This is a genomic window from Undibacterium sp. SXout20W, assembly GCF_049340285.1.
In the GTDB taxonomy this organism is placed as follows: domain Bacteria; phylum Pseudomonadota; class Gammaproteobacteria; order Burkholderiales; family Burkholderiaceae_D; genus Undibacterium.
The window spans coordinates 25820-40450 of sequence record NZ_JBMPPH010000024.1; the positions used below are offsets into that span (position 1 = coordinate 25820).

The following is a 14631-nucleotide window of genomic DNA, read 5'->3' on the forward strand; positions in this document are numbered from 1 at the left end:
AACTTTCAAGAAATCAGCCGATCAGTCAAAAATCGATTTACGGGTGAGCTGATTCCCAATCATTGTTTATCGCACCCTCAAAAAATTTGCATCGGATTAAACCAATCGTCGTATCTTTGCAGAGGTAATGGCGGATCGTGAATCAAAAAAATCTTAAGTTCTAAGATGTGCCTGTTTTTTGACTAACGGCATCAGACACCTCAGTTTAACTTAACAACATTAACCATATAAACCGTATTAACCATATCCTTTGAAAATTAAGGCGACGGTACCGCCTTATTCTCCTTATTTGATTTAACTGGGGCGATATACTTGTCGAGAAACTCCAACAACTTGTTGTAGTAAATAAGTTCGTTACGAGTATAGAAAATACCATGTCCCTCATCTTCAAAAGACAACCATTCGACCTTTTTTTCCAAATGTTCTAAAGCATCTTTCATTTTTTCAGCGTGAGATATAGGGACTCGCTTATCCATTTCTCCATGAATTAGTAAAACTGGAACATGAATTTTATCTGCATGTTTAAGAGGAGATACTGCATCGAACTTTGCTTTCTCCGTCGTCGCATCCCCGATACGGCTTAGCATCCACTCTCTCACAGTTTTTTTGGCTACACTGTCGGAGCCATCATGGAACATGTACTCGATATCGGAGACCCCTGTAAAACTAACAGCACACTGACACAAGTCTGGTGTTTTGGCTACTCCCCAAAGAGCGGCATAACCGCCATAGCTTGCGCCAACAATACAAATACGTGCAGGGTCAGCAATACCTTGCGCGACCAGTTCACCAACACACGCAGTAATATCATCCTGCATCGCGCGACCCCATTGTCCAAATCCTGCCTCCTCAAAACGGCGACCAAATCCTGTCGAGCCGCGGAATTGCGGTTGAAACACTGCATAACCGCGAGCAGCAAGAATTTGCACCTCCTCGTTCCACCCCCAATAATCACGTGCAGTGGGACCGCCATGAATCAACACTACCATCGGCATCGGACCGGCATTGTCATTTGGGCGCGTAAGAAAAGCAGGGATTTCTGTTCCATCCAACGCTTTGTATGAAAATATTTTCATAGGGCGCATCGTGGCATTTGAGACAGATGGCTTTCTATGAGCAAACAATGTCAATGATCCATTTATAGTATCGAATAAATACCAGCTTCCGGGATCTGTATCACTTAGGGAATAGACCAACACGTTTCCTTTTGGATCACCACTCAATTTGTTGAGGTGATTTGGAAGAATTTTATCTATCAATTGCTGCACTGCGACCCAATGCGCATCAAACCAAATCTGTTGCGGCACCATGCCGCCAGTAGTCACGCGTTCGAATGCGCTGAGTTCCAATCCGCTTACGCTTAAATGTCCTGTGTCGGGTGACCCGCCAACATGTCAGTGATCACACGCTGTGTTGTGTCATAGTTAAATAGAGCGTAGGTATCTCGACCCATACGGCTAGCAACAACCAATTGATTAGGTTCGTCGGGTACATAGATCGGAGTCCAATAATCATCCGTGATTTTGAAATCGGACAGTTTTTCCCAATCGGCATCCGCTGATTTTTTATACCAATTGGATACCGTCGATTCATCCTTCCAGAACGCAGAATTTACCAATGTCACCGCACGCAAATGACCACGACGATCGAAGGCGCGATGCAAAATTTTCCCTCGGGGAGTACTAAACTTAGTTTTGGAGCCAGTACGAGCATTGACAAGAGCGACATCCCCATCCTCGACATCAGTATAGACTAACAGAGTCGGCGAAGATGGCACCCCAGGCTCAGCATGGCCTATCACTTCTTCACCCAATTCTCTGCCTTTCTTGCCTTCCAGATCGATTGTTTCCGCTACGAGGCCGTAATTTACAGCGAGCAAATCGTTATCAACCCATGTAATCTCACGTGGCGCTTTTGTATAAGTATAAAAGCCTTCGCGGCCACGTCCTCCAGACGTCAATAGTCGTGGAGTCAGCGTCTCAGTATCATAAATAACGAGCCCATAGTTGGTACCATTAAAAATGACAGTAGCTATGTGCTTTCCGTTTGGTGAAAGGCTAGCATACGTCGTTCCACGAGAGTCGATTGCCTGCTCGATTTCCAACTGAGCTGCCTGCGAAAAAGATAAATACGTACAACTCCAAATAACAAAAAAAATTAGTCGCTTCATTTTTCTGAATCACAATGATTAAAATAAATTTAAATCTCAACGGCATTGAGTCGGGTAGCGCGAATTCACTTTTGAAATGCAAGCGTACTTTGAAAAAATGTATGGTTGCGGCTAATGAAGCATTTATTTTCCACAGCAATCCTGCACTCTCAAACTTGCTTCACACTTTTGATATCGTTTTTTTTCAAGCTAAACAGTGCTATAAAATCAACATTTTAACATTAACATGTTGACGCACTGAATATTGATCAGGCACTTGGTTATTGAGAATACAAATACTTTACGGTTTGCGTGCACAAAAGGAAGAAAAGATTCGCTCGCTTTCGCTTATAAAAGACCTCAACATATTAAGTGCAAGCAGATTTCATGGACCGTTAATTTCAGATCGAATTCCGTGGCAATCCTTGTTCTTGGAGCGGTTTAACCAACTCCCGGTCAGTGCATAACCCCGGCAATTCTCTTTTCGACTCATGGGGCAACGGAAAACCCGTCATATAAATTTATTTCCAATTCGATATACGATGGCATATCAATGCCAAAGCGACGCCCCGGGATGTATTTAGTTGCATAAAAAATCGCTTGTAATTGTTCTAGTAATTTAGAATTTTCTCCACCACCATTGAGCAATCTTACATCCTTTACATAGCCCTTGGAATCAACATAAATACGAAGTCGAATGTGTAAGAATAAACGCTCGGAATCATCAAAGGTGGAAAAATTAAAGGTCGAAAAATCAGGTTCGGAGATAGGAACTGGAGAAAGTTCCAGTTCGCTTGATGGCAGAAAGGTCAATGGAAATAAATCATCGATCTCGGGCATCTTTTTTTGATTGACATAAGTAATACCATTAATCAAATTTGGTTTTGAAAAACTCTGATTGGGACCAAACTTTTTTGATGCAGAGTTCCTCTCATTCTCTGACAAGCTTCTATGTGAATCAACCTGGACATACGCAATTCTCGGAATAATTGGAGATACATTTTTGAAACGTTCTCCAGACGAAACTTCACGTGATGCAAAAAAAAGCACTAGCAAATGAATTCCCAAAGAGACAATTAAAGCAATAATACGGAAAGACTTTTTTTCGATTGCCTGTATCGGCATTTTTCGTCCATTACCGATATCTAATGTCATATACAGGATCTGCAACAACAAACGAACTAATCGGCGGTCGGCAACTCTCGCCAACTAATGCGTTTATAACTAACGGGAGCATCACCCAGACCGGGCGCACTTGAGACGCCATTTCCACTGACTTCTAAACGGAAATACCCATTCGCATTAACAAACTGAACATTTGAAATCGTGCCCTGTGTAATGTATGGAACTGCTGCGCCTACGCGGTCGGTCAAGATAGAACTACCCGTTCCAAAATTCACTGCGTAAAGCGTCCCACTTGCCGAAGGATTACAAGGATCACCATTTGGGGTTACCGATGCAAACGCTACTAATCCAACACTACTTGTAGGTGCAATAACCATTCGCGCCGAAACTCCAAGTGAATTAGTAGTTAAGTCAATGTACCAACCCATAGGATTAGTCGGTGCTGAACCAATTCCTAAAAGCAAATTGTTATTCGCCACCATCTTCTCACGCGTGATTGGAAAAGATATACCGCTCGGCAAGGTGGAAGGCGTATAAAAGGCTGTTGCCGTCCCATCCAAAATTGCATAAAAACTTTCTACTTGTGTACTTGAGAGATCAGGAGTATTGAGCAACTGACCAGTCCCAATTAAGACGTAGCGTTTATACGAACCAGGCTGGACTTCAATCAATGGCTGAGTTGTTATCGGCTGCACACCACCTGATGGCGAATTTAAAGTAGCAATTTTTGTCGGGGATTCATAATTTCCTGTCGTTGTCAAATCAACGCGCCACACATTCCCTAGCAAGTCACCCGCATAGATAGAATCTGCCGTTGTATCATTGAAAGCAATCGCATAAGCTGATGCATAGCTAAGGCCTGCAGGACTCGTTGTTGACCCGACGCCTGTAGAAACTGCTTCAAGTAGCGCGCCAGTGGTCGGATTTACAAAAAAGAAGTACCCCCGACCATCGGGATTACCATAGCCAGAAGTAAAAACCATCACCCATCCATATTTTTTGGTCTTTGCGACCACTGGAGGACCAAACGAATATCCCATCCGTGGATCAGTAAATTCCCATAAGACTTTACTAGCGACTGCAGACTCATTAGTCCAAGTTGAAGGATCTGTCACATCAATTGCATAGTATCCGTTACCACCTTTACCCAAGCCACCTATCAATACCGACTTCCATGCTGGTGATGAACTAGTACTTTGGTAAGTACTATTCATGTCAATATCGAAAACTTGTTGTTGTCCATCAACGAAATAGTGATGTGAGAAACTGGGATTTCCTAACGTTGCCAATCCATTTATAGAAGCAGTCGTACTATTTCCATAGACAAAACTTGGGATGTAAGCGAACAATTCTGCTCCACCGCTCGATGAACCATCAATTGCGTGCAACATGCCATCATTTGCCCCTGCATAAACAACCGTTTTCCGGGAGGCGTATGCTGCTTTAAAAGAAGAATATCCTGGATTATAGCTATCAGAAAAAACACTATTCGGAGGACCAACAGCTGCCAGCTTTGAATTAACAATATCGCCCAAAAGTGATGCCCTTGTCCTGTATACACCAGCAACTTGATTTGCGTTTGTTTGCCCGATTTCACTGGTTCTTACGCCGCGTAAATATGCAAGATAATTAGCAGAAGACTGGGAAGCTGAGGCGACACCGAGAACATTTGCAAATGTCGCATAATTATTGGGTTTCAAGTTACCGACCTGAAACGGAAAGGCTTTTCCCGAATTAGAGCAACATGAAACGATGTATCTATTGGTTTGTGTTCCCAATGCTGCCTGGGCGCTCCAAATCTGGGTAAACGTAGGGTTATTTTGCGCGTCTCTTGAAATAGAACTTGCCGTAACATCGCCAGTCCAACTACCTGAATTATATTGACTCGCATAACTTAAATTATTCGTTGATGTCACTGTTCCCGAAGTGAACGAAAATGCTGTGCTAGAACCCGTAATATTACTCACAATACTCGCAAACGCACTATTCAAACCAGCAACCATGACATTCGCTTGGGCCCCACTATATAGATTATCTGGGCGTAAATTCGCACCAAACGTATCAGTATTGGTATGCCACATCGCATTTGTCATTGGGACAGTTTTCGCAGAAGAGCCAGTACCTATTGTTAACGTCCTAAACCCATTAGTCGACGCATAGGGCTGAAAACCATCAGGCACATTGAAACCACCATATTTTGTTGCCAGATAATATCTATTATCAACGGCATACGTTTGGTACTCCCAAACGTCTACCCAATAGGTTGAAACAGTCTGCTTATAATATTTTGGGGTAGTTCCATCTGTATTCAACCATTCGTTTGGACGCGTGTCGACTGTGTGGGAATCGTATGCTAAACCAGCGATAAAATTGGGGGAACTATAGCCATAATAGTAGTTTGTTCCTAAACTGCTAAATCCTTCTAAGTAGCCCACCATATTTGTGGCGGTCGTCACATTAACTGTTTTATCGTCGTTTGGCCTCATTGACGTTTCAGAGCCAGAATACCCTATCGTACTGCCAGGTAAATTTGCATCAGAATGCGTATTGTTATCACCGATCCCTAAGATAAAATTCTTTTGGCAAGAATATAAAATCGGATCTTCCCAATTGGTAATCACTGGAAACCCATCGGCCATTGCAGTAGTAACATTTGACGTATAAGTTGGCCAGTTTCCCAATTTTTTAAAGTAGCGTATTCCAACGTAATACAGCTCGCTGACGGGATCGAACAATTTATAATACTGAGCAGATTCGCCAAATTTATTCAAATAATTGATAACACCACTATTTGCTACACCAGACGTAATTGCATCTGCAGGGTTGGGATTGATATTCATTACCCCGGTAATTGCATCCCATTCGGTAAAGGGGTTAGTCTGACTCGGTGTTCCCGCGATAGGTTGCCCAATATTGCCGGTCGTGCTCGGTAATGCGGGTTGCGTCGGGCCAATAAACTTCATATTAGCGCGCAACACACCACCGTCTCTTTGGACACTGCCGTCGTTTAAATAGCCAAACACACCGATGCGTATTTTTTGAGAATACTGCTGCAATAACCCTTCTGGCTTATAACCGGAGCTATATGCTTTACAATTTGACTCTAACGAAACTGCACTGTCACACACCTTTACTCGCACATCAAGTGCATATACTGTAGCTGGATTTGCCCAGTTGTTACTATCAAATGAATTCTGTTTTTCATATGGAACTGTTCCCGGCATCCTTAGTGGAGTGACGTTACCTCCATACATCAAAACAGCACTCACAGAATCAGGATTAGTTGTACCAGATATCCAGATTTGATTACCTGCTCCCCACGAGCGAGAAGATAGGTTTGTCCATGTGGCGAAAGGTGTTGCTCCAGCAATGTAACCGGCATCTATAATATTCTTCGTCGCTGTTTCAATATTTTTACCTTGACCAGACGCCCATGCACGTTCCAACACGGTGACGCCCGGACTTTCAAAAGAGCGATAACCACCTGTCAGTGCAGAACGAAAAGTATCGATTGTTTGCATAGAAACCCAATTTAACCAGTTTCCACTCCACAATGGCGAAGATGAACTGCTCACACAAGCGTGACCGACTGCCATACCGGATGGCTGAAAATAGCCTTTGCCTGTTGTATCGTCTGTCGGAGACGCCTGATAGACATAACACTTGGCCGCATCAAAATATCCAATAAAGGTATTTGCAGGGGTATATGGTGAAAGATTGGGCGGATAAGCCCAGCTCAATGCCGTTGGATACTCAACTGATAAGGAAAGAAGCAAATTACCGGGAACAGCAATCGACGTTAATAAGGGTTGATCCGACAGCACTGTTTGTGCACGTGAATTGATGGAAAGGAAAAGAGCGGACGACAGCAAGGTTCCTATAAAAATTGTCGAAACCTTCTTCAATGAAATACGTATGATCATTTCTATCCTTCAACTAGAAAACACGAATCCTTCGATATTTATTTTGACTGCAACGTTGTTTGCACATAGGTTTGCGTGTTGCGTGGTCCTTTTACCCGTATGCTTACGCGGTAGACTATTGGACCATTCGGTTTTCCTTGCGATATTCCCACGGTACCGCCAGGTACCACCGCATAGCCAACGATACATGTACTTGGACTTGCCGGACCGGCGACATTACACATTCTATCGATAACGTATCTCACGTTTACACCAGTAATTGGATCTACGATGTCATTACCGCTGCCTAACGTCCAGAGTGAATCGTCAGTGATCATATTTGGCAAACCATGCACATCTGAAGGTAGTAACGTAGCGTAATAATTGTATGCAACTACATTCGATTGCACGGCAGTTGTATTTCCTAATTTAGTTGGATCGTTCATTGACGCATTTGCCGCAAAGATAGCTCGCTCTGATTGATTAATTAAATCGCGTTTGAAAGATAAATTACCAGCGAGTATCATCGTTGTGTCAAACGACCGAACCAAAGCTATCGACGAGATCAGCAGAACAACTAGAGCTATAAGTGTCACGAATAAGATGACACCACGTTGACGCAGTGGCTTAATACCTGAGGATCGACGATAGTTATTTGCTGAAGTCATGTTCTAATTCAACAATAAATTATTGCGCAAAGGAATAGTGAGTTCTATCGTTCGATATCGAAAATTCTGCTCGGGCGGCGCTAAATTCCGAATGTAGGTAAAAGGCGTCCCGATATCTGAAAACAGAATAATTGGGCCAGTTGTTACAGGTGGAACCCTAGGTTTCTCACTTAGAGCGGTCCTGGTAATTAGGCCAAGGCGAATCGCCTTGATCCTTGATAAATTGTCGGTTGACGCCGCAGTACCGTTTTCTAAGGTGACATAATCGAACGGTGAAGTGCCAGGACTTACCCAAGTATCTGCCAGACCTGTATAGCTTGCAGACTGGTCAACAAGATACAAAGCATGCATCTCAAACACACCGTCAGCAATGGGTGTTGACGTGTTCAAGATGCCGCCTTGCAAAAGATCGTATTGATAAAGAACGTTATTAGCTCCAACGCCAATCAAATAAAAACCAGGCATATTTGTAGATGCATTGCCCAAATTCATTGCAACTGCGCTAGTACCATAATTCGTTACATCAGCAGTCCCGATCTGATTGGCATATTAAGCGCCATCCAAAGGGATGGCGCTTATCGCCACGGCACCAACAAATCCTCCTGCAACTTCTTCTACCATACATGGCGAACCAACAGCTGCTCCCTGATCAAGTAACATTACTAAATCATTCCCGTTAAAACCAATTGAGTTATTCAGATTAAGTTGAGGTGAAGAAGACTTTCCAATAAATTGGGTAGGCGCTTCACCGAAACCAGAACTACCAGACATTACAATCAGTGCATCAGAGCTTGATCCGCTAAAGTTGGGCACAGTCATATTTTGAGCTATGATTAGTGGTGCAAGACGATAATTGCCTTGCAAAGCTTGATTCAATACCGTAAATGGCGCCGCCATAGTGCCTGGGAATGGAAGTATCTGGTTACGATTTAAACTGGAAAACAAAGCGCATCCAAACACCTGCTGATAATTGTCGGATATTCCAAAACCCGCTGCACGTATCAATTTCTCTAATTGATACATCGCAAAATTCCCAGCTTGGTTGATATCATTGACCGACGTCATCGAGCGCTTTTTACTTTCACTGGTCGAGAGTACGCCAGAAATTGCCAACGACATCATCAGCACTATAAGCAGAGTCACCAGCAACTCAACCATGGACAAGCCACGTTCAAATTTACGAAAGTAAAATTGAATTTTCATGATGGCTGTGCAACTTGCGTAATAAACTGACTGGAATTAGTAAGCGTTGGTTCTAACCAGGTAATCGTAATCGTAACAACGCCATTTGAATCAGGAGCACTGATGTCAGCTTTTGCAGCGGGCAAACCTGAAGCACCCGTATTCACTAGTCTTACTTTCCAAGCCACGATCTTCGCAGGATCCAAGCCCAACGGATTAACGTTCCAATTTTTGTTGGCATCTTTCTGTGTCATTACGATAGTCACAAGTTCATTTGCCATCATTGATGCACGCATACGATCTTCTGAATAATACGAGGCTTTGACCGCGGTGACCTGAATGGCAACCAAGCCTAACACTCCCACGGAAAAAATCAGTAACGACACCAGAACTTCGATTAATAAAAAACCTGACTGGTTCCGACATAAATTCAATTTGTATTTCATTCTAACAACCATCCGGCGCAGCAGCTGATAAGACCTTATTGGCATCGCATAAGCGCACTTGCCCTCCCATCGAGATTTGTACTTGATACGTTCTACTTGCTCCAGGTACCGTGACTGTGTATAAGACTGAACTCATGGCCACACATGCCGCGCCGAAAATTGAACTGGTTGCTGCATTCGTAACCAAGCGAGCCATTGAATTAAAACAGATAGCAGCCGTACCTTTGACCGAAACGCCCGCCCCAACATTCCCAAAAGAACCAACGCTTACTAGCGGTGCATCAACGACTTCTCCAGGAAAAAGAGGGAGAGCTTGAATATACCAATTGCTTCCATTCGGCATCGCGGAGGCCCCCGCAACAGGGTTGACATTGGTAAGCACAAATGCGACCTGACGATTTCTTTTGAGTGCCTCTCCTTGAGCTGCACGCACACCATTTTGTAAAGCTTCGGCCACGCTACGTGATTTACTGGTGGCAATCCAACTAGAAAAACCGGCTTGTGCGAGCAAGATCATAATTACTGCCAGCGAAATAGTGACCAACATCTCAATGAGCGTAAACCCACTTATTGCAACTAGCCTCAGCATGTTGAGCCCTTTTTTGTTACCCAGCAGTTGTATGACGCTCCACCCCAATTAGCCCCAACCGTCGAACTCTGGATATTTGTGTTATTTAGTTTAAATACAAAACCGGAAGTAGAGGTTTGTGCTTTGCCAGTCGCCACAATTGTGTAGGTGTCGCCTGCCACACTATTGCAACTTAAAACAAAATATTTCATTGGGATCGCTGCAAGCTGCCCAACATTGCAGGGAGAAACTACACTTGAACTAACATCAAGATAAGTTCTGTTATCTTGATAATATTGTTCCATATTCACCCTAATAGACATCAAATTACTCGTTGCCTCAGCAATCTGGCCTCGCAATATGTAATCGGAATATGCCGGTAAAGCGGTCGATGCCAAAATTGCGACAATCGCCACAGTAACAAGCAGTTCGATGAGTGTGAATCCCTCTTCCCTGCGAGAACGATTTACCAACATTTTGTATAAATTATTTGGCATGAGCACTTCTCATTTACGAATCAAAATAGGCATGCTAGTTTGGCTGACAGTACGCATTTGGCTAGCCACAAATAGCCTGATAAAGATACTTTTGCCAATCGATGCTCAGATGCCTGAAAAAATTGCAGCCCCTTTCCATCGGTCTATTACATGGTTAAATCCAACTATAAAATTCACCACTGATTAGGTCAATCGCTATAAGTTGGTGCAAAAAAAGTATGTCACTCTATGCAGAAAAGAGCAGTGATACGAAGCGATGTATCGTAAAGATCAACACTAAAGAGCCGAATTGATCTGCAACGAATGCAACTTGGCCTTTGGGACCATTCAGTTGCCCCTTTTTGGTCAGCGAATAGTCTCAATACCGGCGCTGGGTTTGGCTGCGTACTGAAATTGCTTGAATCTCCGCATGGATAGTGTTCGGTGCTTAATGACCCGATGCGCTTGTTGAACATGATTGTTCAAATATTTTGATTGGTGCAACGTGATTTTCAGGCGGCTATCGAGGATCATGCTGCGCACTGCGGCATTATTCGCACCACGCTTGTCGATGGTAATTTTTACGGCACGTCGTGCAACCCAATCACCCGCTGGAAAAAGCTCCTCGCAGAAGTATGATCGCATTTGGCGGCGAGTAGAAAGTTCATCGTATGACCAAGGTGGTCAATTGCGCGGCACACGTATTTCCATTGTTCACGGACTTCATTCGTCGTAGAGCTAACAAAAGTCGAATGCGAATTGTCGAAAAAAATTATGCAGGCGATGACCTGCATATATATTTGTAAAACGTGATAGAAAAAAGTTAGGGCTCCCCTCTTCCTATAACCTCATCAAGCATGCAGTCGATGTGATATTTTTTTATGTAAGCGGCGAAGTCCCAGCCATACACCAACGACGATGACGGGCAAAGCCACGCCGGTGACCACATCGGGGTTCACTGGCAAACCTGCTGCTTTCAGTGCCTTACCAAGATAGCCTAATAGACCAGACATATAATAAGAAATCGCGACGACGGACAAACCTTCTACTGATTGCTGCAGTAACACTTGCTGTGCAGCGCGTTTGCTTAAAGATTGTAAAATTTGACGATTTTGCTGTTCCTGAACGATCCCCACCCGCGTACGTAGTAAATCGTTGGTTTGTGCGATTCGTTCTGCCAGCGAGACTTGGCGCCGCCCAACGGATTCACAGGTATTCATTGCAGGAACAAGTCTTCTATCCATAAACTCACCGATGCTTGGCATGCCATGAATATTTTTTTCACGCAATTCTTCGATGCGTGTTCGTACCAATTTAAAATACGCTAACGAAGCGGAAAAACGGTAGTTATTCTCTAGCGCAATCGCTTCCAGACGTGCAGCAAGTGCGATAATTTTTTGGAGCAAAATCTGTTCGCCATCGACGTCTAATCCAGGCTCTGTCGTTGATGATTGATTTCCATTCACCATCGTCTCGCATAGTGTCGATAATTCGGCTTCGATAATATTCAATTCAGGTGCGGATTTCTGTGCATTCGGCAGCCCGAGCAGCGCCATCATGCGATATGTTTCTATCTCCAGCACTCGTTGTATCATCCGGCTTGCCTGATGTTCTGTAAACTGTACATCGCACAATACAAAACGACTAAAGCCATCGGGATGAATAATGAAATCAGTCCAGACTTCGCCACCAGAAAGAACCTGACTTCCGACGAACATTGATTTACCGAACAGAGATTGCAACTTGAGTTGCATCTGCTCATCTTGTGCCGACCCGGCATGCAAAACAACATGAGCGCCTACCATGATTTGCCCACTTAATCTGGCCAACCATTCGTGTGGAATCATCTCAATTGGCATATGGTCAAACGCCGCGACCATATCAACATTCACGTCAGGTTTGCTGGCGAATGTGTAGGTAGAAAATTCAGTGTGTAATTCCCATTTCAAACGAAAACGTCCAAAATCATGATAAAAATATTTAGCTCCCAAGCCCGGAGCAACGACGCCAAAATAGCTACACAAATTGACCAGCAATTCATGTTGAACAAGTTGATGTTCAGTGAGTTCACTCGACGCAGACTTTGAATAAACAGCCAGATGCGTAAGACACTCAGGCGCAAGTAACGGCATGAAAGGGCGCGAATGAACCTCCGCAGCGAGAGGAACACGCAAGGCATTATTTAAGTCTGAGAAATTAAAATTCATTGCAGATTCCGGCGTCTTTTAAAAATAGCAAAAATCATTCCTGAGCGAAACTGGAACAACTGATTTACAAAAATGCATTGCATGTCAGCACAACAACTGCGAGCAAGCCAAGCCTGTGAAACGAATATAACAAATTTTGAAGAAGAAATCTCTGATGACGCTGAACTTCAGTACTACAATCAGAGTTTTGATAGACTCATTTTTGCGAGGAGAATACCTTGATACAGCAACATTGGCTATCCAGCTACGAATCGATCCCTGCCGAAATCAACCCTGATGCTTATAATTCGGTCGTTGATTTGATGGAAGAGGCCATGCAACGATATGCCGCGCTTCCTGCTATGCATTGTGCTGGTCAAACGATTACCTACGCGGATATCGATCGTTTATCGCGCAATTTTGCAGCCTATTTACAACAACGACTCGGTGTCAAAAAAGGTGACCGTATTGCGGTCATGCTTCCCAATCTGCTGGCCTTTCCGATTGCATTTTTGGGGATTATTCGCACTGGTGCGGTGCAGGTCAGTGTCAATCCCATGTACACAGCGCGAGAACTAGAGCATCAACTCAACGATGCCGGCGCTGACATTATCGTTGTCTACAATGGTGTCTCTAAGACTGTCGCCGATGTCATCAATTCGACGGAATTGAAAACGGTTATCACGGCCGGAGTGGGCGATGGAAGTGGTGTGAATTTACCAAGCCCACCAGTTGATGCGCGCTTGCAAGACAGCAAATCATTGGCACATGTGCTGGAAGAAGGCGCACACGCCATGCTTGAGCCTGTAAAACTGAGCGCCACTGATCTACTTTTTCTGCAATATACAGGTGGAACAACGGGACTATCAAAAGGTGCTGCGCTATCCCACCGCAATCTGATTGCTAACACTGAGCAATTTAAAGCTTTCATGCCGAGCGCCATCCGCCCTGGACAAGAAGTGATTGTGACTGCCCTACCGCTTTACCATATCTTTGCGTTGATGGTGAATTTTATTACGTACTTTTCAATTGGTGCAGACAACTGGCTCGTTCCCAATCCACGCGATATGGACAGCTTTGTTAACACACTAAAAGAAGCAAGACCCACTGTCTTTACTGGCGTCAACACTTTATTCGCGGGACTCGTCGCCCATCCACGTACAATTGAAATCGACTGGAGCCGCTTGCGCCTTGCCGCAGGAGGTGGGGCGGCCGTGATACGGGCTGTTTCAGACAAATGGAAAACGCTGACTGGTACGTTTATTCGGGAAGGCTATGGATTGTCTGAGACAGGGCCTATTTTGAGTTTCAATCCAGATTCAATTAAAGAATTTAACGGCAGCACTGGCTTACCTATTCCATCAACGGATATTCAATTATTAGATGACGATGGTCATCGCGTTGCGATCGGTGAGGCCGGCGAGATCTGCGCCAAAGGTCCACAGGTCATGCAAGGCTATTGGAATCAACCGAAAGCCAATGCAGCGGCATTCACTGTCGACGGCTATTTCCGCACGGGTGATATTGGTGTCTTTGATGAAAAAGGCTTTTTGCGTATCGTTGACCGCAAGAAAGACATGATTATTGTCTCAGGATTTAATGTCTATCCCAATGAGATCGAAGCGGTTGTCACCGCTTGTCCCGGCGTCATGGAGTGTGCATGTGTTGGCATTCCTGACGAGAAAACAGGTGAAGCCGTCAAGCTCGTCGTCACTAAATTGGCAGGCGCGACATTAACTGAAGCCGATATCATCGCCCATTGTCGTCGGGAACTCACGGGCTATAAGATTCCGAAGGTGGTCTTGTTTGTTGAGAACATTCCAAAATCGGCAGTGGGCAAGATTTTAAGACGCGAAATTCGTCAGTCATAATGACGTCTGTCGGGCTGCTCATGTTCATGATCATGTTTGTGTTCAGCCCGACATGCGA

General features: G+C 44.2%; 14 protein-coding genes. 1 reads left to right on the plus strand and 13 read right to left on the minus strand.

All coding sequences use genetic code 11. The annotated features are described in order from the left end of the window. Positions 1-257: 257 nt before the first annotated feature. From ACO0K1_RS12960 to ACO0K1_RS13020, 13 genes are all read right to left on the minus strand, one after another. Entirely contained in the window at positions 258-1349 is a 1092-nt protein-coding gene (locus ACO0K1_RS12960) for an alpha/beta hydrolase family protein (RefSeq protein ID WP_423026339.1), read from the minus strand. Positions 1350-1360: 11 nt separating this feature from the next. Next, complete coding sequence (locus ACO0K1_RS12965) at positions 1361-2170, minus strand: hypothetical protein (protein WP_423026341.1); 810 nt, start codon at positions 2168-2170, stop codon at positions 1361-1363. 468 nt (positions 2171-2638) lie between these two features. Beyond that, positions 2639-3304 (minus strand): hypothetical protein, encoded by a 666-nt coding sequence (locus ACO0K1_RS12970; protein WP_423026343.1) that lies wholly within the window; start codon positions 3302-3304, stop codon positions 2639-2641. A 26-nt stretch (positions 3305-3330) separates the two neighbouring features. Beyond that, positions 3331-7197, minus strand: coding sequence for a pilus assembly protein (locus tag ACO0K1_RS12975; protein WP_423026345.1), 3867 nt, complete (start codon positions 7195-7197; stop codon positions 3331-3333). 38 nt (positions 7198-7235) lie between these two features. Next, the gene (locus tag ACO0K1_RS12980; protein WP_423026347.1) at positions 7236-7844 is read right to left on the minus strand and encodes a pilus assembly PilX family protein; all 609 of its coding nucleotides are present in this window, start codon (positions 7842-7844) and stop codon (positions 7236-7238) included. 3 nt (positions 7845-7847) lie between these two features. Beyond that, complete coding sequence (locus tag ACO0K1_RS12985; RefSeq protein ID WP_423026349.1) at positions 7848-8336, minus strand: PilW family protein; 489 nt, start codon at positions 8334-8336, stop codon at positions 7848-7850. A gap of 57 nt (positions 8337-8393) precedes the next feature. After that, a complete protein-coding gene (locus tag ACO0K1_RS12990) occupies positions 8394-9047 on the minus strand; it encodes a PilW family protein (RefSeq protein WP_423026351.1) in 654 nt (217 codons plus the stop codon). Beyond that, positions 9044-9472, minus strand: coding sequence for a type IV pilus modification protein PilV (gene pilV, locus ACO0K1_RS12995; RefSeq protein ID WP_423026353.1), 429 nt, complete (start codon positions 9470-9472; stop codon positions 9044-9046). The genes ACO0K1_RS12990 and pilV overlap by 4 nt, the downstream gene beginning before the upstream one ends. A gap of 1 nt (position 9473) precedes the next feature. Further along, the gene (locus ACO0K1_RS13000; RefSeq protein WP_423026355.1) at positions 9474-10061 is read right to left on the minus strand and encodes a pilus assembly FimT family protein; all 588 of its coding nucleotides are present in this window, start codon (positions 10059-10061) and stop codon (positions 9474-9476) included. Then, on the minus strand, positions 10055-10537 hold the full coding sequence (locus ACO0K1_RS13005) for a type IV pilin protein (RefSeq protein ID WP_423026357.1): 483 nt from the start codon (positions 10535-10537) through the stop codon (positions 10055-10057). The genes ACO0K1_RS13000 and ACO0K1_RS13005 overlap by 7 nt, the downstream gene beginning before the upstream one ends. Positions 10538-10882: 345 nt before the next feature. Then, complete coding sequence (locus tag ACO0K1_RS13010) at positions 10883-11161, minus strand: DDE-type integrase/transposase/recombinase (protein WP_423026359.1); 279 nt, start codon at positions 11159-11161, stop codon at positions 10883-10885. Further along, complete coding sequence (locus ACO0K1_RS13015) at positions 11098-11310, minus strand: DDE-type integrase/transposase/recombinase (RefSeq protein WP_423026361.1); 213 nt, start codon at positions 11308-11310, stop codon at positions 11098-11100. The genes ACO0K1_RS13010 and ACO0K1_RS13015 overlap by 64 nt, the downstream gene beginning before the upstream one ends. A 57-nt stretch (positions 11311-11367) precedes the next feature. Next, positions 11368-12723 carry a DUF3422 family protein gene (locus ACO0K1_RS13020; protein ID WP_423026363.1) on the minus strand — a complete coding sequence of 452 codons (1356 nt, stop codon included), beginning with the start codon at positions 12721-12723 and terminating at the stop codon, positions 11368-11370. A 218-nt stretch (positions 12724-12941) separates the two neighbouring features. Between ACO0K1_RS13020 and ACO0K1_RS13025 the strand changes: the two genes are divergently transcribed. Then, positions 12942-14573, plus strand: coding sequence for an AMP-binding protein (locus ACO0K1_RS13025; protein WP_423026365.1), 1632 nt, complete (start codon positions 12942-12944; stop codon positions 14571-14573). Positions 14574-14631: the final 58 nt, after the last annotated feature.

What these genes read in the sequence shown, in the direction of transcription:
- ACO0K1_RS12965 (WP_423026341.1), bottom strand. Translation starts at nt 2,170, where the DNA reads ATGAAGCGACTAATTTTTTTTGTTATTTGGAGTTGTACGTATTTATCT.
- ACO0K1_RS12970 (WP_423026343.1), bottom strand. Translation starts at nt 3,304, where the DNA reads ATGACATTAGATATCGGTAATGGACGAAAAATGCCGATACAGGCAATC.
- ACO0K1_RS12975 (WP_423026345.1), bottom strand. Translation starts at nt 7,197, where the DNA reads ATGATCATACGTATTTCATTGAAGAAGGTTTCGACAATTTTTATAGGA.
- ACO0K1_RS12980 (WP_423026347.1), bottom strand. Translation starts at nt 7,844, where the DNA reads ATGACTTCAGCAAATAACTATCGTCGATCCTCAGGTATTAAGCCACTG.
- ACO0K1_RS12985 (WP_423026349.1), bottom strand. Translation starts at nt 8,336, where the DNA reads ATGAATTTGGGCAATGCATCTACAAATATGCCTGGTTTTTATTTGATT.
- ACO0K1_RS12990 (WP_423026351.1), bottom strand. Translation starts at nt 9,047, where the DNA reads ATGAAAATTCAATTTTACTTTCGTAAATTTGAACGTGGCTTGTCCATG.
- pilV (WP_423026353.1), bottom strand. Translation starts at nt 9,472, where the DNA reads ATGAAATACAAATTGAATTTATGTCGGAACCAGTCAGGTTTTTTATTA.
- ACO0K1_RS13000 (WP_423026355.1), bottom strand. Translation starts at nt 10,061, where the DNA reads ATGCTGAGGCTAGTTGCAATAAGTGGGTTTACGCTCATTGAGATGTTG.
- ACO0K1_RS13005 (WP_423026357.1), bottom strand. Translation starts at nt 10,537, where the DNA reads ATGCCAAATAATTTATACAAAATGTTGGTAAATCGTTCTCGCAGGGAA.
- ACO0K1_RS13010 (WP_423026359.1), bottom strand. Translation starts at nt 11,161, where the DNA reads ATGCGATCATACTTCTGCGAGGAGCTTTTTCCAGCGGGTGATTGGGTT.
- ACO0K1_RS13015 (WP_423026361.1), bottom strand. Translation starts at nt 11,310, where the DNA reads ATGCAGGTCATCGCCTGCATAATTTTTTTCGACAATTCGCATTCGACT.
- ACO0K1_RS13020 (WP_423026363.1), bottom strand. Translation starts at nt 12,723, where the DNA reads ATGAATTTTAATTTCTCAGACTTAAATAATGCCTTGCGTGTTCCTCTC.